Genomic DNA, 26708 nt, shown 5'->3' with positions numbered 1-26708 from the left:
ACGGCCGCGCCGCCGGTGCGGGCGATCCTGTTCGCGACCGCCGCCGACGAGTTCGTTCTCGTGGTCGTGCTGCACCACATCGCCGCCGACGGCTACTCCGTCGCCCCGATGACGCGCGATCTGGTGCGCGCCTATCTCGACCGCGCCCGGGGTGAATCCCCCGCATTCGCCCCACTCGATGTGCAGTACTCCGATTACAGTGAGTGGCAACGCAGGCTGCTGGGCGGACCGTCCGATCCCCGCAGTCTGTTGGTGCGTCAACTGGGCTATTGGACAAAAGAATTGGCGAGTCTGCCAGAAGTACTGCCGCTGCCGACCGATCGGTCGCGGCGCGCGCGGCGTGCCGCGCGCGGCGGATTCGTCGATTTCCGGGCGGACGCCGACCTGACGGCGCGCTTGGCGGCCGTCGCCGCGGAATACGGCACCACGCTGTTCACCGTGATCCACGGCGCGCTCGCGGTGCTGCTGGCCAAGCTCAGCGGCACCACCGATATCGCGATCGGCGCTCCCGTCGCCGGACGCGGCGCGCGTGAACTCGACGATCTGATCGGCATGTTCGTCAATACCGTCGTCCTGCGCACCGAGGTCGATCCGAAGGCGAGTTTCGCGGATCTGCTCCGGCAGGTCAGGGACCGGGATCTGGCCGCGCTCTCGCACGCGGACGTGCCGTTCGATCAGGTGGTCGAGGCCATGGGCCGGATCAGGTCCAGTTCCTACACGCCGCTGTTCCAGGTGATGTTCACCTTCCAGAACATGCGCACCGGACCCGTCGCGCTGCCGGGACTCGAGGTCGAGGTGCTCGATCCCGATCTGGGCGAGGCGAAATTCGACCTCCAGCTCACCGGAATCGAACGGTTCGCCCAGGACGGCTCGCGCACCGATATCGACCTCAGGTTCGGTTACGCCGCCGACCTGTTCGACGCCGCGACCGTGCGGCGCTACGCCGAGCGCCTGCTCACGATCCTCGTCGCGGTCGCAGACCGGCCGACGGTCACCGTGCGTGCCATCGATATACGCACCGAATCCGAACAGACCCGCCCCGGACGTGCCCCCGATCTCCCCGCGGGCGGTACCGACGACCTGCCCGAACTCATCGCCGCCGCGGCCCGCGTCGCCCCGGAGGCCATCGCGTTCACCCACGGCGCGAAGGCCGTCTCCTATCGGGAACTGGCGGGCAAAGTGGCGGCGGTGGCCAAGGCCATGGGCGCGGCGGCCAAGCCGGAAGCCCTGATCAACGTCTCCCTGGCCGGGCTGGTGCCCGGTGTTCTCGCCGCACTCGGCGGTGGTGGTCTCGCCGAGGCATTGCGCACTCTGCTCGATGACGCGCGGTCGGTCGCCGCGCTCGGCCACCCGGAAATCGACTCGGAAGGAATTTGCTGATGTCCCCAGCGGAATCGGTCACATCCAGCGGGCTCGGCAATCGCACCACGCCGTACAACCATCCGGCGCTGCGACGCGCGTACGGCATCGACGACCTGCCCGGACTGATCGGCACCGTCGCCGAACTCGCGCCGGACCGGGTCGCGCTGCGCCACGACGGCATCGGCGTCAGCTACGGCGCGCTCGCCTCGGAGATCACCCTGCTGTCCGAGGCCATGGGCGGCGGACTCGGACCCGACGCGCTGGTTCCGGTCGTCATCTCCGGGCAGCTGCCGTCGCTGCTCGACGCCGGGGACGGCGCGCTCGGCGCGGTACTCGAGCAGTTGCTCGACGACGCGCTCGGCGTGGCGGCCCCGGTGCTCCGCACCGAATTCGCGCCGGTGGAGACACTCGTCACCGAATTCGAGGCGCAGGTGCGCCGGACCCCGGACGCGGTGGCACTCGAATTCGACGGTGAGACGCTCAGCTACGCCGAATTCCACGCGCGGGTCACGACGCTGGCCCGGCACCTGTCCTCTCGCGGCGTCGGTCCCGACGACCTCGTCGCCCTGTCGATGCGCCGTTCGTTCGAACTGCTGGTCGGCATGTACGCGATCTTGCACGCGGGTGCCGGGTACGTGCCGATCGATCCCGACCATCCGGCCGAACGCATCGCCTACGTGCTCGACACCGCGTCGCCCGCGCTGGTGCTGACCACGACCGGCGACGAAACCGATCTCGGCGGCGCACGGGTTCCGGTGCTGCGCGTGGACGAATTCGAGGCGAACCCCACGGATACCGGCGCTCCGATGCGCGCCGCGTCGGCCGACAACGCCGCCTACGTGATCTTCACCTCCGGGTCGACGGGCAGGCCGAAGGGCGTCGCGGTCTCCCATCGCGCGATCATGGCCAATCTGCGCTGGCGTCAGCGCCTCTACCGGCTGCGCGACGACGACGTGGTGCTCCAGAAGACGCCGTTCACCTTCGACGTGTCGGTGTGGGAGTTCTTCTGGCCCTTGCAGGTCGGCGCCCGCCTGGTGATCGCCGCGCCGGAAGGCCATCGCGATCCGGCCTACCTGGCGCGCACGATCCGGCGCGAGAACATCACGGTCGCCCATTTCGTGCCGTCCATGCTGTCGGTGTTCGTCGGCCAGGACGAGATCGAGGACGCGGTGCCGTCGCTGCGACTGGTCTTCGCCTCGGGCGAAGCACTGCCCGCCGCGACCGCCGCGGCGTTCCGCGACGTCAGCGGGGCCACCCTGCACAATCTGTACGGTCCCACCGAGGCGGCGGTCGACGTGACCGCGCACGAGGTGACCGGCGCCGACGTGGTCACCGTGCCGATCGGCACCGCGGCCGACGACACCGATCTGCTCGTCCTCGACGACAATCTGCGTCCCGTGCCCGACGGTGTGGTCGGTGAGCTCTATCTCGCCGGTGTGCAGTTGGCTCGCGGCTACGTCGCGCGGTCCGGGCTCACCGCCGACCGGTTCGTGGCCAATCCCGAAGGCGCGCCGGGTGACCGGATGTACCGCACCGGCGATCTGGTCCGCTGGGTGTCGGAGGGAGACGGCGGTCCGGCCGAACTCGAATATCTCGGCCGCATCGATTTCCAGGTCAAACTGCGCGGGCTGCGGGTGGAACTCGGCGAGGTCGAATCCGCGCTGCTGCGCGACGAGCAGGTGCTGCGCGCGGCGGTGGTACTGCACCGGCACGCGGGCGCCGATCACCTGGTCGGCTATGTCGTCGGCGTGCCGGGACGGGCGATCGATACCGCGCGCGTGCTGGACCGGGCACGCGGGCTGCTGCCCGAGTACATGGTGCCGACCATGCTGTGCGTCCTCGACGAGATGCCGTTGAACGCCAACGGCAAACTCGACCGCCGCGCCCTGCCCGAGCCGGAATTCGGTTCCGGCACCGTCGAATTCCGCGCCCCGGCGACCGATGCGGAGCGGACCGTCGCCGAGATCTTCGGTGAGTTGCTCGGCCTGGACCGGGTCGGAGCCGACGACGGCTTCTTCGAACTCGGCGGCAATTCCCTCATCGCGACCAGGGCGATCGCCAGGATCGGCGAAGCGCTCGGCATCGCGGTGGACGTGCGCGACTTCTTCGACGATCCGACGGTCGCCGCCGTGGCAGCCCTCGCGCTGTCGGCGACACCGCGACCACCGCTGCGCGCCCGCGAACGGCCCGACACCATCCCGCTCTCCCCGGCGCAGCGCCGCATGTGGTTCCTCAACCGCTTCGGCTCCGCGAGCGGCGCGGGCGGTATCGACACCACGGCGGTGGACAACATCCCGGTGGCGTTGCGGCTGCGCGGCCCGCTCGACCCGGCCGCGCTCTCGGCCGCCGTCACCGATCTCGTCGCCCGCCACGAGATCCTGCGCACGGTCTATCCGCAGACCCCGACCGGCCCGGTGCAGGTCATCCGCTCCGTGCACGCGGCCTTCGACCTCGCGCCCACCCAGGTCGCGCCGGAACGGCTCGCCGACGCGGTGATCGCCGCCGCGGCGAAGGGTTTCGACGTCGCCGAGGAAATCCCGGTGCGGGTGCTGCTGCTGCGCTGCGGCGCGCAGGACCACACCCTGGTGCTGGTGGTGCATCACATCGCCGCCGACGGTGTCTCGCTCGCGCCACTGCTGCGCGATCTGGTCACCGCCTACGACGCGCGTCGCGACGGACGCGCGCCCGACTGGTCGCCACTCGCGGTGCAGTACGCCGATTACGCGCTCTGGCAGCGGGAACTGCTCGGGGAGGCCGACGATCCCGAGTCCGCCTCGGCCCGTCAGCTCGCTTTCTGGAAATCCGAATTGGCCGAGCTTTCAGCGCAATTGGAGCTGCCCTCGGACCGGCCGCGTCCGGCCGCGTCGACCTACCGGGGCGCGACGCACGCCTTCGCCGTCGACGCCGGATTGCGCGACGCCGTCGAGGTGATCGCCGTGGAAACCGGTGCGACGCCCTTCATGGTGCTGCACGCCGCGCTCGCCGCGCTGCTCGCGCGGCTCTCGGGTACCGCCGACATAGCGATCGGCACCCCCGTCGCAGGACGCGGGGACCGCGCCCTCGACGACCTGGTCGGCATGTTCGTCAACACCCTGGTGCTGCGTACCGAGGTGCGGGCGTCGGATTCCTTCGCCGAACTGATCGCCGAGGCCAAACAGCGCGATCTGCGCGCCTTCGCCCACGCCGACGTCCCGTTCGAGCAATTGGTCGAGGTCATCGATCCGGCCCGTTCCCAGGCGCGGCATCCGCTGTTCCAGGTCGCGCTGTTCATGCAGAACATGGCGAGCCCCGCCCTGGAACTGCCGGATCTGGCCGTGGAACTCGTCGACTTCGATCCGGGCTTCGCGAAATTCGACCTCCAACTCACCCTGTCCGAACCCGGTATCCCCGACACCGGCTATCTCGCCGAACTCACCTACGCGACCGACCTCTTCGATGCCGCGACGGTGACCGAATTCGCGGCAAAATTCCTCCGGTTGCTGGAGACGGCCGTCGCCGACCCGCACCGGCCCGTCGGCGATATCGCCCTGCTCGACGCGGGCGAACTCGACTACGTCACCGAGAGCTGGAATGCCAGCGGCGCCCGGGTTGCCGACCGCTACCTGCACGAGGGTTTCGACAACCAGGTCCGCCGCACGCCCAACGCCATCGCGCTCATCGCCGACGGCCCGGCCGAGACGGTCCTGACCTACACCGAACTCTCGGACCGGGCCAACAGCCTCGCCCGCCTGCTCATCCGCTCCGGCGTCGGGCCGGAATCACTGGTGGTCCTCGCCGTTCCGCGCTCGGTCGAACTGGTCATCGCCATGTACGCGGTGCTGCGGGCAGGCGGCGCCTACGTCCCGATCGACCCCTCGCATCCGAAGGGGCGCATCGACCACATCCTCGATACCGCCCGTCCGCATTCCATCCTCACCACCCGCGCCACCGGTTTCGACACCGTGTATCCGGCCCCGGTGCGCTACCTCGACGAAGTCGATCTGTCGCGGTTCTCCTCGGCCCAGATCACCGATCGTGAACGGCACGGCGCACTGCTGCCCGACCATCCCGCCTACGTCATCTTCACCTCGGGGTCGACCGGAAAACCCAAGGGCGTCACGGTCGCCCACCGCGCGATCGCCAACCAGACGGCGTGGATGCACGAGGAATACCGGCCGCGCACCGGCGATGTGTATCTCCAGAAGACCGCGACCACGTTCGACGTGTCGCTGTGGGGCTATTTCCTGCCGTTGCGCGCGGGCGCGACCCTGGTCCTCGCCACCCCAGACGGGCACCGCGACCCCCGCTACATCGCGGAGACGATCGCGAACCGCGGCGTCACGATGACCGATTTCGTGCCGTCGATGCTGTCGGTGTTCGCCGCCAATGCCGAAGCGGGAGAACTGGATTCGCTGCGCGATATCTTCGTGATCGGCGAGGCGCTGCCGCCGGAGACCGTCGCGGCGGTCAAGGCCGTCTGCGCCGCCGGTGTGCACAACCTGTACGGCCCCACCGAGGCCGCCGTCTCGATCACCTACCGCGAGGTCACCGCCGAGGACACCCCCACGGTGCCGATCGGCGAGCCGCAGTGGAATTCCCGTGTCTACGTGCTGGATTCGCGGCTGCATCCGGTGCCCATCGGTGTGCCCGGCGAGTTGTACCTGGCGGGCGACCAGCTCGCGCGCGGCTATCACGGCCGCGTCGACCTGAGCGCCGACCGCTTCGTCGCCAACCCCTTCGATCTCTCGGGCGAACGCATGTACCGCACCGGCGACCTGGTGCGCTGGAGCCGCGACGGCGAACTCGTCTATCTCGGCCGGACCGATTTCCAGGTGAAGTTCCGCGGTCAGCGCATCGAACTCGCCGAGATCGAGGCCGCGCTGCTCGCCGCGCCCGAGGTGAGCCAGGCCGCGGTTCGCCTGGTCAACGGCGCGGCGGGTGACTACCTCGCGGGCTACGTGGTCCGCACCGGTGCGCAGGAATGGAACCCCGACACACTGCGCCGTGAACTCACGCGGCGACTGCCCGCGTACATGGTGCCGACCGCGCTGGTCGACCTGGCCGAATTCCCGCTCAACACCAGCGGCAAATTGGATCGCAACGCGCTGCCGGTCCCCGCGCCGCGATCCGCCGAATACCGCGCCCCGGCCGAGGCCACCGAGCGCACGGTGGCGACGGTCTTCGCGGAGGTGCTCGGTGTGCCGAGGGTCGGTCTCGACGACGATTTCTTCGCTCTCGGCGGCAGTTCGCTCGACGCCACCCGGGTGACCGCGCGGACCGGTGAACAGGTCGGCGCGCGCATTCCGGTGCGGGTGCTGTTCGAATCCACCACGGTGGAATCGTTCGCCGCGGCCGTCGACGCGCTCGGCCGGACGGCGACGCCGCGACTGCTACCGGTGCGGGAGCGTCCGTCACGGGTGCCGCTGTCCCCGGCGCAGCAGCGCCTGTGGTTCCTCAACCGTGTCGAGGCCCAGGACGCGGCCGCCGCCGACACCGTCGTGCAGGCCGCCGAGAGTGTCTACAACCTCCCCGTCGTGCTGCGGCTGCGCGGCAGGCTGGACGTGGCCGCGCTCAAACGCGCCGTCATGGACGTGCTGGCCCGCCACGAATCGCTGCGCACCCTGTATCCACAGGACGAGACAGGTCCCTACCAGGAGATTCTCGGCACCGACGATATCGGCCTCAACCTCGCGCCGGTCCCCGTCGCGCCCACGCAACTGATCGACACCGTGACCGCCATCGCGCGCGCGGGTTTCGATGTCACCGCCGAGATCCCGGCGCGGATGGCACTACTGAAAGTCGAACAGGTCGGCCCGGGACGCGGGCTGCCCGTCGACGAACACGTGCTGGTGATCGTCGTGCACCACATCGCGGGTGACGCCATGTCCATGGCCCCGCTCGTCGGCGATCTGGTCCGCGCCTATCGCGCGCGCCTGATCAGCAGGCGACCCGACTGGACCGAACTGCCGGTGCAGTACGCCGATTACAGCCTGTGGCAGCACCGCCTGCTCGGTTCCGAGGACAATCCCGGCGACCTCGCCGCCGAGCAATCGCGCTACTGGCGCGAGACCCTGGACGGACTGCCGGGCGATCTCGTCGTCCGTACCGACCGTCCGCGCCCGGCCCAGCCGACCCGCCGCGGGTCCGCCGTCGATTTCTCCGTCGACGCCACCGTGGCCGCGCGCCTGCGCACCCTGGCCGAACGTCACGGCGCGACCCTGTTCATGGTGTTGCACGCGGCCTTCGCCGCGACCCTGGCCCGGATCGGCGGCACCGGCGATATCGTCATCGGTTCCCCGATCGGCGGACGCGGCGAACGCGAACTCGACGCGCTGGTCGGCATGTTCGTCAACACGCTCGTGCTGCGTACCCGGGTACCGGCCGACGCGCCGTTCACCGAATTCCTCGCCCGGGTCAAACAGACCGATATCGAAGCCTTCGCGCACGCCGAACTGCCCTTCGAACGGCTCGTCGACGTGCTCGCGGTCGATCGCGGCACCGGGTCGCACCCGCTGTTCCAGGTGATGCTGAGCTACGGCGAGGCGCGCCCCGACGTCATGCCCGAAGTGCCGTGGCTGACCCTGGAACCGATCGAGATCCCCGACACCGGAGCGAAATTCGATCTGCACCTGGTGCTGAACGGCATCGATGGTTCCGACGCGCTGACCGGTAGTCTGCGCTACGCCACCGATCTGTTCGACGCCGCGACGATCACCTCGTTCGTCACCAGACTGCGCAGGGTGTTCGCCACCGTCTCCGCCGACCCCCGGGTCCGCGTCGGCGATATCGACCTGCTCGACGCACCCGAACGGACCCGGCTGCTGCGTGAATGGAACAGCACCGACCACCGCATCGACCGCATCACCCTGCCCTCGCTGTTCGCGGCGCAGGTGCGGCGCACCCCGGACAGTCCCGCCGTGAGCTACGAGGGGACGACTCTGTCCTACGCCCAACTGGCGAGCCGGGTGAACCGGCTGGCGCGCTGGCTGATCGAGCGCGGCGTCGGACCGGATTCGCTGGTGGCGCTGGATATGCGGCGTTCGATCGACCTGGTCGTCGGCATGTACGCGGTCGGCGTGGCGGGTGGCGGTTATGTGCCGCTCGACCCCGATCATCCGGCCGAGCGCACCGCGCACATCCTCGGAACCGCCACTCCGATCACGGTGCTGACCTCGGGCTCGGACCCCGATCTCCCGGTCGAGCAGACGCGTATCGACCGCCTCGATCTGAGCGGATTCTCCGACGCGCCGGTGACCGACACCGAACGGCGCACACCGCTGCGCATGTCGAATACCGCCTACGTGATCTTCACCTCCGGGTCCACCGGACGACCCAAGGGCGTCGCGGTGAGTCACGGCGCGATCGTGAACCGGCTGCGTTGGTTGCAGGCGACCCACATCATCCTCGACGCATCCGACGCGGTCCTCCAGAAGACACCGGTGACCTTCGACGTCTCCGTTCCCGAGTTCTTCTGGCCGCTCCAGGTCGGCGCGCGACTGGTACTCGCCAGGCCGGGCGGTCACCGCGATCCCGACTATCTGGCGAAACTCGTTCGCCGCGAACGGATCACGGTCATCCATTTCGTGCCGTCGATGCTGCCGGTATTCGCCGCCGACGACCTCGACGTGCCCTCGCTGCGCCATATCCTGTGTTCGGGTGAGGAATTGCCCGCCGCGTCCGCGCGCCGGGTGCGCGAACTCACCGGGGCGACGGTGCACAATCTCTACGGTCCGACCGAGACGGCGGTGGAAGTCACCCACCACGAGGTCACCGACACCGATAACGACGACGTGCCGATGGGCACGCCGGTCTGGAACACCCAGGTCTACGTGCTCGACGCGCGGCTGCACCCGGTGCCCGCCGGGGTGGCGGGCGAACTGTATCTCGCAGGCGCGCAACTGGCCAGGGGCTACCTCGGACGGGCCGACCTGAGCGCGGACCGGTTCGTGGCCAACCCCTTCGGCGTGCGCGGCGCGCGGATGTACCGCACCGGCGACTTGGTCGCCTGGCGCACCGACGGTTCGGGCGAGCTGGAATTCCTCGGCCGCACCGATTTCCAGGTCAAGGTGCGCGGGCTGCGGATCGAACTCGGCGAGATCGAGGCGGCGCTGCTCGCCGCGCCCTCGGTGGCCCAGGCCGTGGTGCTGGTACGCGACGATCACGGCACCGGCGATCAGCTCGTCGCCTACCTCGTCGCCGACGTTGATCTCGAGATCGCCACCCTGCGTAGTGATCTCGCACGTCGACTACCGGCCTACATGGTGCCCACCGTGTTCGTGGTGCTGCGCGAATTCCCGATCAACGCCTCCGGCAAACTCGACCGTGGCGCGCTGCCCGCACCCGCCGTCGCGACGGGTGTGTTCCGTAGGCCCGAGGGCACGGCCGAAACCCTTGTCGCTGAGACTTTCCTGGCGCTGCTCGGGGCGGAACGGGTCGGTGCCGACGACGATTTCTTCGCCCTCGGCGGCAATTCGCTCATCGCCACCCAGCTCGCGGCCCGGCTCGGCCGGGCGACCGGCGCCGAGGTGCCGGTCCGCACGATCTTCGACGCGCCGACGGTGCGCGAACTGGCCCGCCGACTCGCGGTCGGCCCGACAGGGTCCGATATCGAGCCGGTCGCGCTGCCTCCGCTGACGGCGCACGAGCGCGATTCGCCGATTCCGCTGTCCATCGCCCAGCAGCGCATGTGGTTCCTCAACCGCTTCGACAGCGCGAGCGGCGGTTACAACATCCCGTTCGCGCTGCGCCTGACCGGAACGCTGAACGCGAGCGCGCTGGAATCGGCGATCGCCGATGTGATCGCCAGGCACGAGACCCTGCGGACCATCTACCCCGAACGTGACGGCGACGCCACCCAGGTGGTGTTGCCCGCGGGCACCAAACTGGTCGAACTGGTGGCGCGAACCGTGCGCGAGGACGAGGTGCCCGAACTGCTCGCCGCCGCCTCGCGCACCGGATTCGACGTCACGAGCGAGGTTCCGCTGCGCGTGCGCCTGCTGCGCCTCGAGGACGCCGAACCCATGAAACAGCAGACCCACATCCTGCTGTTCGTCGTCCATCACATCGCCGCCGACGGCTGGTCCTTCGCCCCGCTGACCCGCGACCTCGCCGCCGCCTATGTCGCGCGCTGCGCGAATCTCGCGCCGAACTGGGGCGAGCTGCCGGTGCAGTACGCCGATTTCGCGCTGTGGCAGCGCGGCGCGCTCGGCCGGGCCGACGACGAGAATTCCGTTCTGGCACGGCAATTGGGCTACTGGACGGCACGCCTGGACAGTGTGCCCGAGGTGACGACCCTGCCCGCGGACCGCCAGCGACCCGCCGTCGCGAGTAATCGGGGCGGCGCGCGCACCGGTCATCTGGACGCCGCGCTGCATCGCGATATCCACCAGTTGGCGGCGGCGCACCGCGCCACCCCGTTCATGGTGCTGCACACCGCCCTCGCGGTACTGCTGAGCCGCCTCGGCGCGACCGCCGATGTCGTGCTCGGCACCCCGGTGGCCGGACGCGGTGACGAAGCGCTCGACGACCTGGTCGGCATGTTCGTCAACACCCTCGTGCTGCGCACCGAGGTGGGGCCTGGCGCGACCCTGGCCGATCTGCTCGGTGCGGTCCGAGCCACCGACCTGGCGGCCTTCGACCACGCCGTCGTGCCGTTCGAGCAGCTGGTCGAGGTTGTCAATCCGGTGCGCTCGCAAGCGCATTCGCCGCTGTACCAGGTGGCGCTGACCTTGCAGAACCAGACCAAACCGGATTTCCGGTTGCAACGACTCTCCTTCTCCGCGCTCGACGTCGGCCCCGCGCCCATCCAGCTCGACCTGGACTGGACGCTGACCGACCGCTACGACGCCGAGGGCGAACCCGACGGCATCGACCTGTATCTGCACTACGCCGTCGACCTGTTCGACGCGCAGACGGTGGACGGATTCCTGGCGGGTTTCGAGCGGGTGCTGCGGGCCATGGTCCGCGATCTCGGCACCGAGGTGGGCGCGGTCCAGCTGATGTCGGTCGCCGAACGCGGCATGCTGCTGTCGGACCGCAATGCCACCGCCCATCCGCTGCCCGCCGAAACCCTGGACGACCTGCTCACCGCGCGCGCGGCCGCCGACCCCACCGGTGTCGCCGCCCGTTTCGAGGGTGAGGAAATCACCTACGCGACGTTCGCCGCACGGGTGAACCGGCTCGCCCGCTGGCTCGTCACGCGCGGCGTCGGACCGGAGACCATCGTCGGTCTCGGGGCCCTGCGCAGCCTGGACATGCTGGTGGCGATGTACGCGATCGTGCGCGCGGGCGGCGCGTACCTGCCGATCGATCCGGCCCATCCCGCCGATCGCGTCGCGCGGCTGATCGAATCGGCCGCGCCCGCGCTGGTGCTGACGGCCGGCGGCGCGGAACTGCCCGAGCCGATCGCGGTACCCGTGGTCGACCTCGCGTCGCTGGATACGAGCGGATTCGACGACGCGCCGCTGACCGACGCGGACCGCACCGGCGTGCTGCGTCCGGCCAATACGGCCTACGTGCTGTTCACCTCCGGCTCGACCGGCCGCCCCAAGGGCGTCGCGGTCAGCCACCGCGCCATCATGAACCAGTTGCGCTGGCTCGAATTCCGCTACGGCGTGACCGGCGAGGACCGGATCCTGCAACGCGCGCCGCTGACCTTCGACGTCTCGGTCTGGGAGTGCTTCCTGCCCGTCGCGGTCGGCGCGCCCCTGGTGATCGCGCGTCCCGGCGGTCACCTCGATCTCGCCTACTTCGCCGATCTGCTGCGCGAGCACCACATCACCATCGCCGAATACGTGCCGTCGGTCCTCGCGGCGCTCATCGCCGAAGGCATGGGCGACGCCCTCGTCTCCCTGCGCCACCTGCACTGCGGTGGCGAGGCGCTGACCCCGGATCTGCTCGCCGCCCTGCGCGGCAGTTTCGACGGGATCGTGCACAACGCCTACGGCCCCACCGAGGCCGCGATCTCGGCGGTCTACCACGAATTCACCGACGCCGACACCGCCGACGCCGGTCAGGATGTCGCGATCGGCAGGCCCTGCTGGAACACCCGCGCCTACGTGCTCGACGCGCGGTTGCGGCCGGTTCCCATGGGGGTGACGGGTGAGCTCTATCTCGCGGGCGACCAGCTGGCGCGCGGTTATCACGGGCGCGGCGGACTGACCGCCGAACGTTTCGTCGCCGACCCCTTCGGCGTGCCGGGCCGGGTCATGTACCGGACCGGCGACCTGGCCAAGTGGAACCGGGTCGGTGACCTGGTTTATCTGGGCCGCAACGATTTCCAGGTGAAACTGCGCGGGCAGCGGATCGAACTCGGCGAGATCGAATCCGCGCTCGCCTCGGTCGCGGGCGTGAGCAACGCCGCCGTGGTCGTCGCCGAGGACATCTCGGGTCACGAATGCCTGGTCGGCTACGTCAGCGGCGCGGCCCTGAGCGCGGACGCCGTGGTGGCCGATGTGCGAGACCGGCTACCCGCCTACATGGTCCCCGCGCACCTGGTCGTGCTCGACGACATGCCGCTCACCACGGTCGGCAAACTGGACAGATCCGCCCTGCCTACGGTCGAATTCGCCGGAACGGCAGTGGAATTCCGCGCGCCGCGCGAAGGTATCGAATCCGTGCTCGCGACCCTGATCACCGATCTCGTCGGCGCGAAGACGCCGTTCGGGGCCGTCGACGATTTCTTCGCGCGCGGCGGTAACTCGCTGCTGGCCATGCGCCTGGTGGCGCGTGTCAACACCACGTTCGGCTCGGCGCTGACCGTGCGCGAGATCTTCGAAGCGCCGACCGTCGCCGAACTCGCGGACCGGGTCAAACAGTCCGCCCGATCCGGCGTGGGAAGTGAAACCCTTCCGCTGGTGGCGCGTCCGCGTCCGGAGCGCATACCCCTCTCGATGGCGCAGACCAGGATGTGGCTGCTCAACCGGCTCGAACCGGAGTCGGTGGTCTACAACATCCCGATCACCCTCCGATTGACCGGCGCGCTGGACGAACAGGCGTTGCGCGCCGCGCTCGACGACGTGATCGCCAGGCACGAATCCCTGCGCACCGTCTTCCCGTCCGACGACGCGGGTCCGTACCAGGTCGTGCTACCCGTCGCCCAGGTGCCCGCGGTCGAGTCGGAGCCGGTCGAGATCGCCGAGGGCGCGCTGATGGACGCCGTTCTCGACGTCGTCGCGATCGGCTTCGACCTGCGCGCGGGTATTCCCGTGCGCGCCCGGCTGTTCCGGGTGGGCGCCACCGATCATGTCCTGGTCGTCGTGGTGCACCACATCGCCGCCGACGGCGTCTCGACCGCGCCGCTGGCCCGCGATCTGATGCTCGCCTACCGGGCGCGCAATACCGGCGCGCTGCCGCGATTCACCCCGCTGCTGGTCCAGTACCCCGATTTCGCGCTGTGGCAGCGCGAGCGGCTCGGCACCGCCGACGACCCGGAATCGGTGCTGTCGCACCAGATCACGCACTGGCGTGACGAACTCGCGGGCCTGGCCCCGGTCCTCGAACTGCCCACCGATCGACCGCGTCCCGCCGTCGCCTCCGGTCGCGGCGCGGCCCACGAGTTCACCGTCTCGGCCGAACTCACCGCCGCCGCGGCGAATGTGGCACGGGTGCACGGTGTCTCGCTGTTCATGGTGGTGCACGCGGTCTACGCGACCCTGCTCGCGCGCCTGGCGCGCACCGAGGACGTCGCGATCGGCACCCCCGTCGCAGGCCGTTCGGACGCCGCGCTGGACGACCTGGTCGGCATGTTCGTCAACACCCTGGTGCTGCGCACCGGCGTCCCCGCGAACGCGTCGTTCGCCGCGCTGCTCGCCTCGGTACGCAAAACCGATGTGAGGGCCTTCGCCAGCGCCGATCTGCCGTTCGAGCGACTGGTGGAAGAGCTGAATCCGGTCCGCTCCCGGGCGCATTCCCCGATCGTGCAGACACTGCTCACCTTCGAACACCGTGACGACGCCGAACTGCGGCTGCCCGGTCTCGAGGTGCGCGCCTACCCGATCGACAACGGCATCGCGCAATTCGATCTCGCGCTCGAACTGGCCGAATACGGCAACGAGGCGGGCGCGACCGCGATACGCGCGGTGCTGCGCTACGCGACCGATCTGTTCGACGACGCCAGCGCGCAATCGCTGGCGACCCGGTTCCTGCGGATCCTCAAGGCCGCCACCGCCGACACCACGGTCCGGGTCGGCGATATCGAACTGCTCGACGCGGCCGAGCGCACCCTGGTCCTGCGCCGCTGGAACGACACCTCCCGGCTGCTGCCCTCCGGGCACACGCTGGTCTCGCTGTTCGAGCAGCAGGCCGCGACCACGCCGGACGCGGTGGCCGTCGACTTCGAGGGGACGAGTCTGTCCTACGCCGAATTCGCCGGCCGCACCCATCAACTCGCGCGCTGGCTGGTCCAGCAGGGCGTCGGACCGGATTCCTATGTGGCGCTGGGTATGCGGCGTTCGCTGGATCTGGTCGTCGGTATGTACGCCGTCGTCATGGCGGGCGGCGCGTATCTGCCGCTCGACCCCGACCACCCGACCGATCGGGTCGACTACATGCTGCGGACGGTGCAACCGGTCTGCGTGCTCACCTCCGGATTCGAACTGGAGAGCACCGCGACCCGTCAGGTGCGCCTCGACCTGCTCGATCTCACCGGATACCCGCCCGGCCCGTTGAGCTCGATGGATCGCAACGGTGTGCTGACACCGGGACATCCGGCGTACGTGCTGTTCACCTCCGGCTCCACCGGCAAACCCAAGGGCGTCGTCGTCTCGCACGCGGCGATCGTCAACCGGTTGCAGTGGATGCAGGACCGCTACCGGCTGCGCCGGACCGACGTGGTGCTCCAGAAGACACCGGCGACCTTCGACGTCTCGGTCTGGGAGCTGTTCTGGCCGTTGCAGACCGGAGCCAAACTCGTCCTCGCCCGGCACGACGGGCATCGTGACCCGGCCTACCTCGCCGAGGTGATCACCGCCGAATCCGTCACCACCGTGCATTTCGTGCCCGCGATGCTCGCCGTCTTCCTGAGCGAGCCGCGAGCCGCCGAATGCCGCACACTGCGACGTATCTTCGCCTCCGGGGAAGCACTGCCCGCCGCGGCGGCACAGCGCGCGCGCCGACTCACCGGCGCGCTGGTGCACAACCTGTACGGCCCGACCGAGGCCGCGGTCGACGTCACCTTCCACGAGGTCACCGACGCGGACACCGTCACCGTCCCGATCGGCAGGCCGGTGTTCAACACCCGCCTGCTCGTCCTCGACGCGCGGCTGCGCCCGGTTCCGGTCGGCGTGCCCGGCGAGTTGTACCTGGCGGGAGCGCAATTGGCGCTCGGCTACGCGCGCAGGCCCGACCTCACCGCCGACCGTTTCGTCGCCGACCCGTACGGCGAGCCGGGCGCGCGGATATACCGCACCGGCGACCTGGTCGTCTGGACCGCGCACGGCGAACTGGAATATCTGGGCCGCACCGATTTCCAGGTGAAAATGCGCGGCCTGCGCATCGAACTCGGCGAGATCGAGGCCGCGCTGACCGGCGTCGACACCGTGGATCAGGCGGTGGTGGTCGTCCACACCGGCGACAGGCTCGGCGACCGCCTGGTCGCCTACCTGATCGGCGACCCGCTCGACCTGGACGACGTCCGGGCCGCACTGGCCGCCGCGTTGCCGACTTACATGGTGCCCTCGGCCTTCGTGGTGCTGGCGGAATTCCCGGTCAACGCCTCGGGCAAGGTGGACCGGCGGGCGCTGCCCGCCCCCGCGCCCGAGACCGCCGTCTACCGCGCCCCCGAATCGGAGGACGAACAGAGCGTCGCGCGGATCATGGGCGAACTGCTCGGCATCGATGATCTCGGCGCGGCCGACGATTTCTTCGCACTCGGCGGCAACTCGCTGATCGCCACCCGCCTCGCGGCCCGCCTCGGCGCTGAATTCGACACCGAGATCCCGGTGCGGATGCTCTTCGAGACGCCGACCGTCGCCGGACTCGCCGCCCAGCTCGCGAGCCTCGGCGACACCGGACCGCAGCCGACGCCGACCCCGATGCCGCGTCCCGAGCGGATCCCGCTCTCACCGGCCCAGCGGCGCATGTGGTTCCTGAACCGGTTCGACCCGCAGGAGACCGTCAACAACATTCCCGTCGTCATCCGGCTCACCGGTGCGCTCGACGTCGCGGCGCTCACCGCCGCGGTCGCGGATGTGATCACCCGCCACGAATCCCTGCGCACCGTATACCCGGAACTCGACGGCACCGGCTACCAGCGGATCCTGGAGCCGCGAGCGCCGCGGCACCTGACCCCGCTCGATCCGGCCTCGCTCGAGCAAGCCCTGATCGATTTCGTCGCCACCCCCTTCGACGTGACCGCCGAGGTGCCGCTGCGCGTCGGGCTGGCCCGCGTTGCCGAGAACGAACACCTGCTCGCGCTGGTGGTGCACCACATCGCCGCCGACGGCTATTCGATGGGCCCGCTGGCCCGCGATATCGCCACCGCCTACGCGGCACGGGCCACCGGCGCGGCGCCCGACTGGTCGGAACTCACCGTCCAGTACGCCGACTACACACTGTGGCAACGCGAGACACTCGGCGCGCAGGACGATCCGGAATCCGTCGCCGCACGTCAGGTGAGTTTCTGGGAGCGCACACTGCGCGGGCTGCCCGCGCAACTCGACCTGCCCGCCGACCGCCCGCGACCGGCTGTCGCCACCCACGCCGCGGCCGCGACCACGCTGCCGCTGGACCCCGAGCTACGCCGTGCCGTCGACGCGGTGGCCGCCCGATACGAGGCGACCCCGTTCATGGTCGTGCACGCCGCGTTCGCGGTACTGCTGGCCCGGCTCACCGGCACCACCGATATCGCGGTCGGCGCGCCGGTGGCCGGTCGCGGCGCGGCCGCGCTCGACGACCTGGTCGGCATGTTCGTCAACACCCTGGTGCTGCGCACCCGGGTGCCGGGTTCGGACCGGTTCGACGCGGTACTCGGCCGGGTCCGCGACGCCGATCTCGACGCCTTCGCCCACGCCGACCTCCCGTTCGAGCGTCTGGTCGAGGTACTCGACCCGCCGCGCTCGCAGGCGCGTCATCCGCTGTTCCAGGTGGCGCTGTACTTCCAGAACCTGGCGCCAACCGGCATGGAGATCGCCGGGGTCACCATCGCCGAATACGACGTCGCGCACGAGACCAGCCAATTCGACCTGCAACTCACCGTCTCCGACGACGCGCTGCGTTTCACCTACGCCACCGATCTGTTCGACGAATCGACCGTCGCGGGTTTCGGCGACCGGTTCACCCGGCTGCTCGCCGCGATCACCGCCGACCCGACCAGGGTCATCGGCGATATCGACCTGTTCGGCGCGGGGGAACTGCACCGGGTGGTCACCGAATGGAACGATTCGGCCCATACCGCGTTCGTCGCCGAACTACTGATCGACGAATTCGAGGCCCAGGCCGCCGCGACCCCCGACGATCCGGCGCTGATCCATGTCCCCGACGACGACACCGCGGCCACCGTGCTGACCTACGGTGAACTCGATCGTCGCACCAACCGACTCGCCCGCCATCTCATCGACACCGGTGTCGGCGCGGAATCGCTGGTGGCCCTGGCGATCCGCCGCTCGATAGACCTCGTCGTCGCGATGTACGCCGTGCTCAAGGCGGGCGGCGCGTACGTCCCGATCGACCCCGACCACCCGGCCAGGCGCATCACCCATATTCTGGAGACCGCGCGTCCCGCCGCCCTGCTCACGGCGGGCGCCGGTGACGAATTCGGTTTCGCCGGACCCGTCGTCCGCCTGGATTCGGTGGCCTACGACGACTACGCCGACGATCCGATCGCGGCGCACGAGCGCCCGGGACCGGTGCACCCCGATCATCCGGCGTACGTGATCTTCACGTCCGGCTCGACCGGAAAACCCAAGGGCGTCAGCATCTCCCACGCCGCGATCGTCAACCAGATGACGTGGATGCAGGCGCAGTACCGGTTGCGGGCCGAGGACGTGTACCTCCAGAAGACCGCGACCACCTTCGACGTCTCGCTGTGGGGCTACTTCCTGCCGCTGCGCGTCGGCGCGACGCTGGTGCTCGCGGCCAAGGACGGTCATCGCGACCCCGGCTACCTGACCGAGGTGATCGGCGAATACGGCGTCACCGTCACAGATTTCGTGCCATCGATGCTGACGGTCTTCGCCGGGCACGTCGAATCGACCGGCGCGCGTGCCGCACTGGCCGCACTGCACACGGTGTACGTCATCGGCGAGGCGCTGCCCGCCCGGACCGTGCGCGCGTTCGGCGCGGTGAGCGACGCTCGGGTGCACAATCTCTACGGACCCACCGAGGCCGCGGTCAGCATCACCTTCCGCGATGTCACCGGCGAGGCCGAGCGGACCGTCATGCCGATCGGCAATCCCGAATGGAACAGCCGCGTCTACGTGCTGGATTCGCGCCTGCGCCCGACCCTGCCCGGGGTGGCGGGAGAGCTGTATCTCGCGGGCACCCAGCTCGCGCGCGGCTATCAGGCCCGTCCCGACCTGACCGCGGACCGGTTCGTCGCCAACCCCTTCGGGCAGCCGGGCGAGCGTATGTACCGCACCGGTGACCTGGTCCGCTGGGAGACCGGCGGGTCCGTCGCCGAGCTGGTCTACCTGGGCCGCACCGACTTCCAGGTCAAATTCCGCGGTCAGCGCATCGAACTCGGCGAAGTCGAGTCGGCGCTCGCTGCCGTGTCCGGCGTCGCGCAGGCCGCCGCGCGGGTGGTCCACACGGCCACCGGCGACCACCTGGTCGGCTACCTGACCCCGACACCGGGCGCGCGGGTGTCCGATGCCGAGGTGCTGCGCACGGCCGCGGCGGCACTGCCGTCCTACATGCTGCCGTCGGCACTGGTCACGCTGGATACGTTCCCGCTCAACAGTTCCGGCAAGCTCGACCGCGCCGCACTGCCCGATCCGGTCTTCGACCGCGTCGCCTACCTGCCCCCGGTCACCCCGGCCGAGCGGCTGGTCGCCGAGGCCTACGAAGCGGTACTGGAGGCGGGCCGGATCGGCGCGGACGACAATTTCTTCGACCTCGGCGGCAACTCGCTCAACGCCACCCGTGTGCTCGCCCGACTCGGTGAGCGGCTCGGACGCCGCGTCCCGGTCCGGATGCTGTTCGAGACACCGACCGTGCGCGCGCTCGCCGCCGCGATCACCGCGGACGCCGAGGCGGGCGAACGGCTACTTCCCCTGATCGCGGGCCCCCGGCCCGATATCGTGCCGCTGGCACCGGTGCAACGCGGTATGTGGCTGCTCAACCGGCTCGACCCGGCCTCGCCCGCGCACAACATCCCGGTCGCGCTGCGGCTCACGGGCGAACTGGACGAGGTGGCGCTGGCCGCGGCCTTCGCCGACGTGGTCGCCAGGCACGAGACCTTGCGCACCGTCTACCCGACCGGAGCCGACGGCTCGGGACACCAGGTGATCCTGCCCGCCGACCCGGCCCCGGTCCGGCTCACGGTGGAAGCGCTCGACGCCACCACGCTCGACGAGCGGATCGCCGAATTCCTGCGCGCCGGTTTCGATGTCACCTCCGAGGTGCCGTTGCGCGCGGTCCTGCTGCGCGAGGCCCCCGACAGTCACGTCCTCGTCGCGGTCGTGCACCACATCGCCGCCGACGGCTACTCGATGACCCCGCTGCTGCGCGACCTGCTCTCGGGCTACCTGACCCGCGCGGTCGGCACCGCGCCGGTCTGGCCGGAACTGGCCGCCCAGTACGCCGATTACGCGCTGTGGCAGGCCGAGACGGTCGAATCCGCGGCTGTCGCGCAACTCGCGTACTGGCGCGAGGCGCTGCGTGATCTGCCCGAGGAACTCGCGCTGCCCACCGATCGTCGCCGTCCCGTCGTCGCGACCAAACGCGGCGGCAATGTGCGCGCGCGGATCGGCGGCGAGATCGCGGCCAGGGTGCGTTCGCTCGCCGCCGCCGCCGGCGCGACCCCGTTCATGGTCGTGCACGCCGCGTTGTCGGTACTGCTGGCACGGTTGTCCGGCACGACCGATATCGCCGTCGGCACCCCGGTGGCCGGTCGCGGCGCGGCGGCGCTCGACGATCTCGTCGGCATGTTCGTCAACACGCTGGTCCTGCGCACCCACCCGGAACCGGGCCGCACCTTCGCCGAACTGCTCGCGCAGACGCGAACGGTCGACCTGGCCGCGTTCGGGAACGCCACCGTCCCCTTCGAACGGGTGGCGGAGGAACTCGGCGTCGAGTCGAATCAGTCCCGCCACCCCCTGTTCACCGTGGCACTGAGCTACCTGGACGCGGGTGCGCGCACCTTCGCGCTGCCGGGGCTGGATCTGTCGCCCGTCGAATTCGACGAGCCGGTGGCACGTTTCGACCTGCAATTCACCGTCGCCGCCGAACCCGACGAGCACGGGCACCTCGGCGTCGAGCTGACCTACGCGACCGATCTGTTCGACGCGTCGACCGCCGCCGGTCTGCTGCGCCGTTTCGGCCGGGTGCTCGGCACGCTCACCGCCGATCCGCACCGCCCGGTGGGCGCGGTGGATCTGCTCGCCCCCGCCGAACGTGCCGCACTGCTGGCCCGCACCGGTCCCGCTCTCGTGCCACAGCGCACGCTGGCGGAGTTGATCGCCGAGGCCGTCGCGCTGAATCCGGACGGTCCGGCCGTGGTCCACGGCACGGTGTCGCACACGTACCTGGCGATGGACGAACAGTCGTCGCGGCTGGCCAGAATGCTGATCGGACACGATATCGGCCCCGACGACATGGTCGCGGTCGCGATCCCGCGTTCGGTGGAATCGGTGCTCGCGGTGTGGGCCGTCGCCAAGACCGGCGCGGCCTTCGTCCCCGTCGACCCCGACTATCCGGCCGATCGCATCGCGCACATGCTCACCGATTCCGGCGCGACGGTCGGGCTGACGATCACCTCCGAGCGCGCGGCGCTGCCCGACGATACCGAGTGGCTGGTACTCGATTCGACAGCCACCGCGGCACGGATGCGCCACACCAGCGCGGCCACGATCGGCGTCGGGGAACTCCTCTGTCCGGTGCGCGGCGACCACGCGGCCTGGATGATCTACACCTCCGGCTCCACCGGGACACCGAAGGGCGTCGTCGCCACCCACGCCGGACTCGCGGGAATCGCTCGCGCCCAACGTGATCGGTACGTCGTCGGCGCGGATTCCAGGGTGCTGCACGTCGCCTCGCCGAGTTTCGACGCCTCGATGCTCGAATTCCTGCTCGCCGTCGGCGCGGGAGCCGCGCTCGTGGTCGCGCCGTCGGATGTCTACGGCGGTCATGCGTTGACGGCACTCATCAGGGATCAGCACGTCAGCCATGCCTTCCTCACCCCGGCGGTGCTGCGCACGCTCGACCCGAACGAACTGCCCGAACTCGGGCACCTGACCGTCGGCGGTGAAGCCTACGGCCAGGATCTGGTGCGGCAGTGGGTTTCGGGGGTATCGGGGCTCTCGCCGCGTTCCTTCCACAACACCTACGGCCCGACCGAGACCACCGTCATCGCCACGATCAGCGCCCCGCTGGACCCCGACGGCGGTTTCGACATCGGCACGCCGATCCACGGCATGGCGGCCGTCGTGCTCGACGGGCGATTGCAGCCGGTCCCGGTCGGTGTGACCGGTGAGTTGTATCTGCGCGGCCCGGGACTGGCCAGGGGATACCACGCCAGGCCGGGACTTTCGGCGGACCGGTTCGTCGCCGACCCGCACGGCGGCGCGGGCGGACGGCTCTACCGCACCGGAGATCTGGTGCGCTGGAACGATTCCGGCGCGATCGAGTACGTCGGCCGCGCCGATCACCAGGTGAAGGTGCGCGGCCTGCGGATCGAACTCGGCGAGATCGACGCGGTACTCACCGCCCACGAATCCGTCGAATTCGCCGTCACCGTCGGACATTCCGACGCCGACGACACCGTCTGCCTCGTGTCCTATGTGGTCGCCGCGACCGGCCGCACCATCGACACCCGCGAACTCGCGGCCTTCGCCGGTCGCTCGCTCGCGGTCTACATGGTGCCCGCCGCCATCACGGTGCTCGACCACATCCCGCTGACCCCGACCGGCAAACTCGATCGAAAGGCGCTGCCCGCACCGGAATTCCGCACCGCCGCCTTCGAAGCGCCCGCGACCGAACTCGAACAGCGGGTAGCGCAGATCGTCGCCGAGGTACTCGGCCGAGCCGACCGGATCGGCCGCGCCGACGATTTCTTCGCGCTCGGCGGGAATTCCCTGACCGCGATCCAGGTGGGAGCCCGCTTGGGCGCCGCACTCGGTGTCACGGTCGGTGTGCGCACGGTCTTCGAGAATTCGACGGTGGCCGCGTTGGCCGCCGCACTCGACATCCACGACACGGCCCCCGCCCGTCCCGCGCTGGTCAGGCATGCCGACGACGGTCCGGTGCCGCTGTCACTGGCCCAGCAGCGCATGTGGTTCCTGAACCAGCTCGATCGCCAGTCCACCGCCTACAACATCCCGTTGGCGGTACGCCTGACGGGCACACTCGATATCGCGGCGCTCGCCGCCGCCGTCACCGATGTGGTGCACCGGCACGAGGTGCTGCGGACCGTCTATCCGCAGCGCGAATCCGGTCCGGTGCAGGTGGTGCTGAGCCCCGACGCCGCGGGCACGCCGGTGCTCGCGCCCGTCGCGGTGCCGGTCGACGATCTCGCCGTCGCCGTCGCCGATTTCGTCGGCGCGGGTTTCGACGTCACCGAGACGGTGCCGCTGCGTGCCCGCCTGTTCGCTCCCGCCGCCGCGCGGTCGGCGGATCAGGAGCACGTCCTGGTCGTGGTGGCGCATCACATCGCCGCCGACGGCACCTCGCTGGTGCCGCTGGCCCGCGACGTCATGGCCGCCTACGCCGCCCGCAGCCGCGGCGACGCGCCGAGTTGGCTCCCACTGCCCGTGCAGTACACCGACTACAGCCTGTGGCAGCGCGAACTGCTCGGCGCGCTGGAGGATCCGGATTCGCTGATCTCGCGGCAGTCCGATTTCTGGAGTCGCACCCTGGCGGGCCTGCCCGACCAGCTGAATCTGCCCACCGACCGCGTCCGGCCCGCCATCGCCTCCACCCGTGGCGGACATGTCGATTTCACCGTCGACGCCGCCCTGCACGCCAGGCTGGCCGAAACGGGACGTTCAGCGGGTGCGACGCTGTTCATGGTCGTGCACGCCGCCTTCGCGCTACTGCTGGCCAGACTGTCCGCCGGAACCGACATCGCCGTCGGCACACCGGTCGCCGGACGCGGTGACGCGCTGCTCGATGACGTGGTCGGCATGTTCGTCAACACCCTCGTGCTGCGCACCGAGGTCGTCGCCGACGACACCTTCGGCGAACTGCTCGACCGTGTGCGCGACGCCGACCTCGCGGCGTTCTCGCACGCCGACGTGCCCTTCGAAGGTCTGGTGGAGGTGCTGAACCCGCCGCGCTCGACCGCGCGTCATCCGCTGTTCCAGGTCGGCTTCTCCTTCCACAACCAGGCCGAGGCCCGATTCGACCTGGACGGACTGACCGTCACCGCCGTCGATTTCGAATCCGAGGTCTCCCAGTTCGACCTGCACCTGGTGGTCACCGACCGCTACGACGCCGACGGCGAACCCCTCGGCATCGCCGCGTCGATCACCTACGCGACAGCGCTGTTCGACCGATCCACCGTCGCGGGTTTCGCGGACCGATTGCGGCGCCTGCTCGCCGCCGTGTGCGCCACCCCGCGGGTCCCGGTCGGCGATCTCGCACTGCTCGACCCGACCGAATCCCGCCGCATCCTCGAGGGCTGGAACCGGGCCGATCGGATCTTCGCCCACACCACGCTCGACAGCGGTTTCCGGGCGCAGCTGGCCCGCACCCCGGACGCGGTGGCGATCGTCGACGAGGAACGCGCGCTGTCCTACGCCGAATTCGGCGCCGCCGTCCATCGGTTGGCGCGCGTGCTGACCGGTCGCGGTATCGGCCCGGAATCCCTGGTCGCGCTGGCGATTCCGCGCAGTGTCGATCTACTCGTCGCCATGTACGCGGTGGCGGCGGCGGGCGGGGCGTATGTGCCGCTGGACCCGAGTCATCCGCTCGAACGCACCACCGGCGTCCTCGCCGCGGCCGATCCGGCGCTGGTATTGATCTCGGCGCGCGCCCCGATGCTGCCGCCGACGCGTTCGGATCACGAGTTGCTGCTCGACATCTCGACGATCGACCCGACCGTCGACAGCGCCCCGATCCGTGACGACGAGCGCCGCGCGCCGCTACGACCGGGCAATACCGCCTACGTCATCTTCACCTCGGGATCCACCGGCGCCCCCAAGGGCGTCGCCGTGTCGCACGCGGCCGTCACCCACCAATTGGAATGGATGCAATCCGAATACCGGCTCGACGGCGACGACGCCACTCTGCTGATGACCTCGGCCGCGTTCGACCTCTCGGTCTGGGAATTCTGGTGGGCGCTACGCACCGGAGCAAGGGTGGTGCTCGCACCGCGCGACGCCCAGCACGATCCCGCGGGCGTTCTCGACCTGATCCGGCGGGCCTCGGTCACCACGATCACGCTGGTGCCCTCGCTGCTGGCAATGCTGGCCGAGGTCAGCGCCGGTCGGCTGCCCCGTTCGCTGCGCAGGTGCCTCGTCATCGGCGAACCACTGCCCACGTCGACGGTCGCGCGCATCCGTTCGGGCGACACCGTGCGGGTCGACAATCTGTACGGGCCGACCGAGGCCGCCGTCTCGGTGACGAGTTTCCCTGTCGGCGAAGCAGATTCGCTCAGTACGCGCTCGGCGGTGCCGATCGGCCGGGTGCAGGCGGGCAACCGGGTCTACGTCCTCGACGACCGTCTGCATCCGGTACCCGCCGGTGTCACCGGTGAGCTGTATCTCGGCGGCGCGCAACTCGCGCGCGGCTATCACGGCCGAACCGATCTCAGCGCCGAACGTTTCGTCGCCGACCCGTTCGGACCGGCGGGCAGCAGGCTCTACCGCACCGGAGATATGGTGCGCTGGAGTGCCGACGGCACCCTCGACTACGTCGGCCGCCGCGATTTCCAGGTGAAGCTGCGCGGCTATCGCATCGAACTCGCCGAGATCGAACACGCCCTGCGCTCGGCACCCTCGGTGACCGACGGCGTCGTCGTCGCCTACCGTGCCGACGGCGAGAACGCCATGCTCGTCGGCTATTTCACCACCGACGCGACACCGGACACCGAGGCCGTGCGCACGGCGCTGACCCAGGTGCTGCCGAGCTACATGATGCCCGCGGCCCTGGTCGCGATGGACGCGCTACCGCTCAACGCCAACGGCAAGGTGGATCGCGCGGCACTGCCGCGTCCCGAACCGCGCGCGCGGGAATTCGTGGCACCGGCGACCGGGCTCGAACGCACCGTCTGCGCGGTCTTCGCCGAGATACTCGGCGTCGAACGGGTCGGCATGGACGACAGCTTCTTCGAGCACGGTGGCAACTCGATGCTCGCGACCAGGCTCGCCACCCGCCTGAGTGCCGAACTAGCCGAGCGGATTCCGGTGGTGTGGCTGTTCTCCGCCCCGACACCGGCGGGTCTGGTCGAACGGCTGGCGATGTCGCGTTCGGGCCACGGCCACGTCGACTCCGAGGCGGCCTTCGACGTCCTGCTGCCGCTGCGCACCGGCGGCGGCGCCGATCCGCTGTTCTGCGTGCATCCGGCGGGCGGCGTCGCCTGGTCCTTCGCGGGTCTGGCCCCGCACATCGACTCCGGCCGCGCCATCTACGGACTCCAGTCACCGGTCCTGAATTCCGCCGCGCCGCTGCCGGATTCGATCGAGGACTGGGCTCTGCGCTACGTCGCGGAGATCCGCGCGGTGCAGCCGGAGGGGCCGTACCACCTGCTCGGCTGGTCACTGGGCGGCGTACTCGCGCACGCCGTCGCCGTGCACCTCCAGGAACAGGGCGAGCACGTGGCGGTACTCGCGATGATGGACAGCCCGCGCACCGTCGACCCCGGCGAATCGGCCACCGTCCCGATCGCCGATCTGCTCGGCGGCCTGCTCGGTGACCAAGCCGACGATATCGACGTCGAACTCGACGTCGAGCATCTGGCCGACCGGATCGGGGAACTGCCCGAACCCTTCGCCTCCTTCGGCGTCGACCGGGTGACCCGCCTGCTCGCGGCGGGCACGCGTTCGCTCGACCTCATGCGTCGCTACCGGCCGCGCCCCTACAAGGGGGACCTGGTGTATTTCACCGCCGCGCTCGACGACGTCTCCGGCGCGACGGGAGCCGCGAGCTGGTCGGAGGCCGTCGACGGAACAGTGCACAACCACGCAGTGCAGGCCACCCACTGGCGGATGACCTCCGACTCCGCCCTGGCCCGCATCGGCCGCGTCCTCACCACGGTCTGGGACCGCGCGTGA

At 70.0% G+C, this 26708-nt stretch carries 2 protein-coding genes (1 of these 2 cut by a window edge); both read left to right on the top strand.

All coding sequences use genetic code 11. The features are described from left to right. Nucleotides 1-1380, top strand: the 3' portion of a protein-coding gene (locus tag OG225_RS30365; protein ID WP_405178349.1) for a non-ribosomal peptide synthase/polyketide synthase. The gene continues 16572 nt to the left of window position 1, outside the view; 1380 of the gene's 17952 nt are visible here — the last part of the coding sequence; the start codon falls outside the window, past its left edge; its stop codon occupies nucleotides 1378-1380. Continuing rightward, nucleotides 1380-26708: a non-ribosomal peptide synthase/polyketide synthase gene (locus tag OG225_RS30360; RefSeq protein WP_405178348.1), complete on the top strand. Its 25329-nt coding sequence runs from the start codon at nucleotides 1380-1382 to the stop codon at nucleotides 26706-26708. The genes OG225_RS30365 and OG225_RS30360 overlap by 1 nt, the downstream gene beginning before the upstream one ends.

Origin of the sequence: Nocardia sp. NBC_01377 (genome assembly GCF_045040005.1) — a bacterium.
Classification (GTDB): Bacteria; Actinomycetota; Actinomycetes; order Mycobacteriales; family Mycobacteriaceae; genus Nocardia; species Nocardia noduli.
The sequence above is the reverse complement of the archived record's forward strand: the minus strand, read 5'-3'. Positions and strand labels throughout refer to the sequence as shown.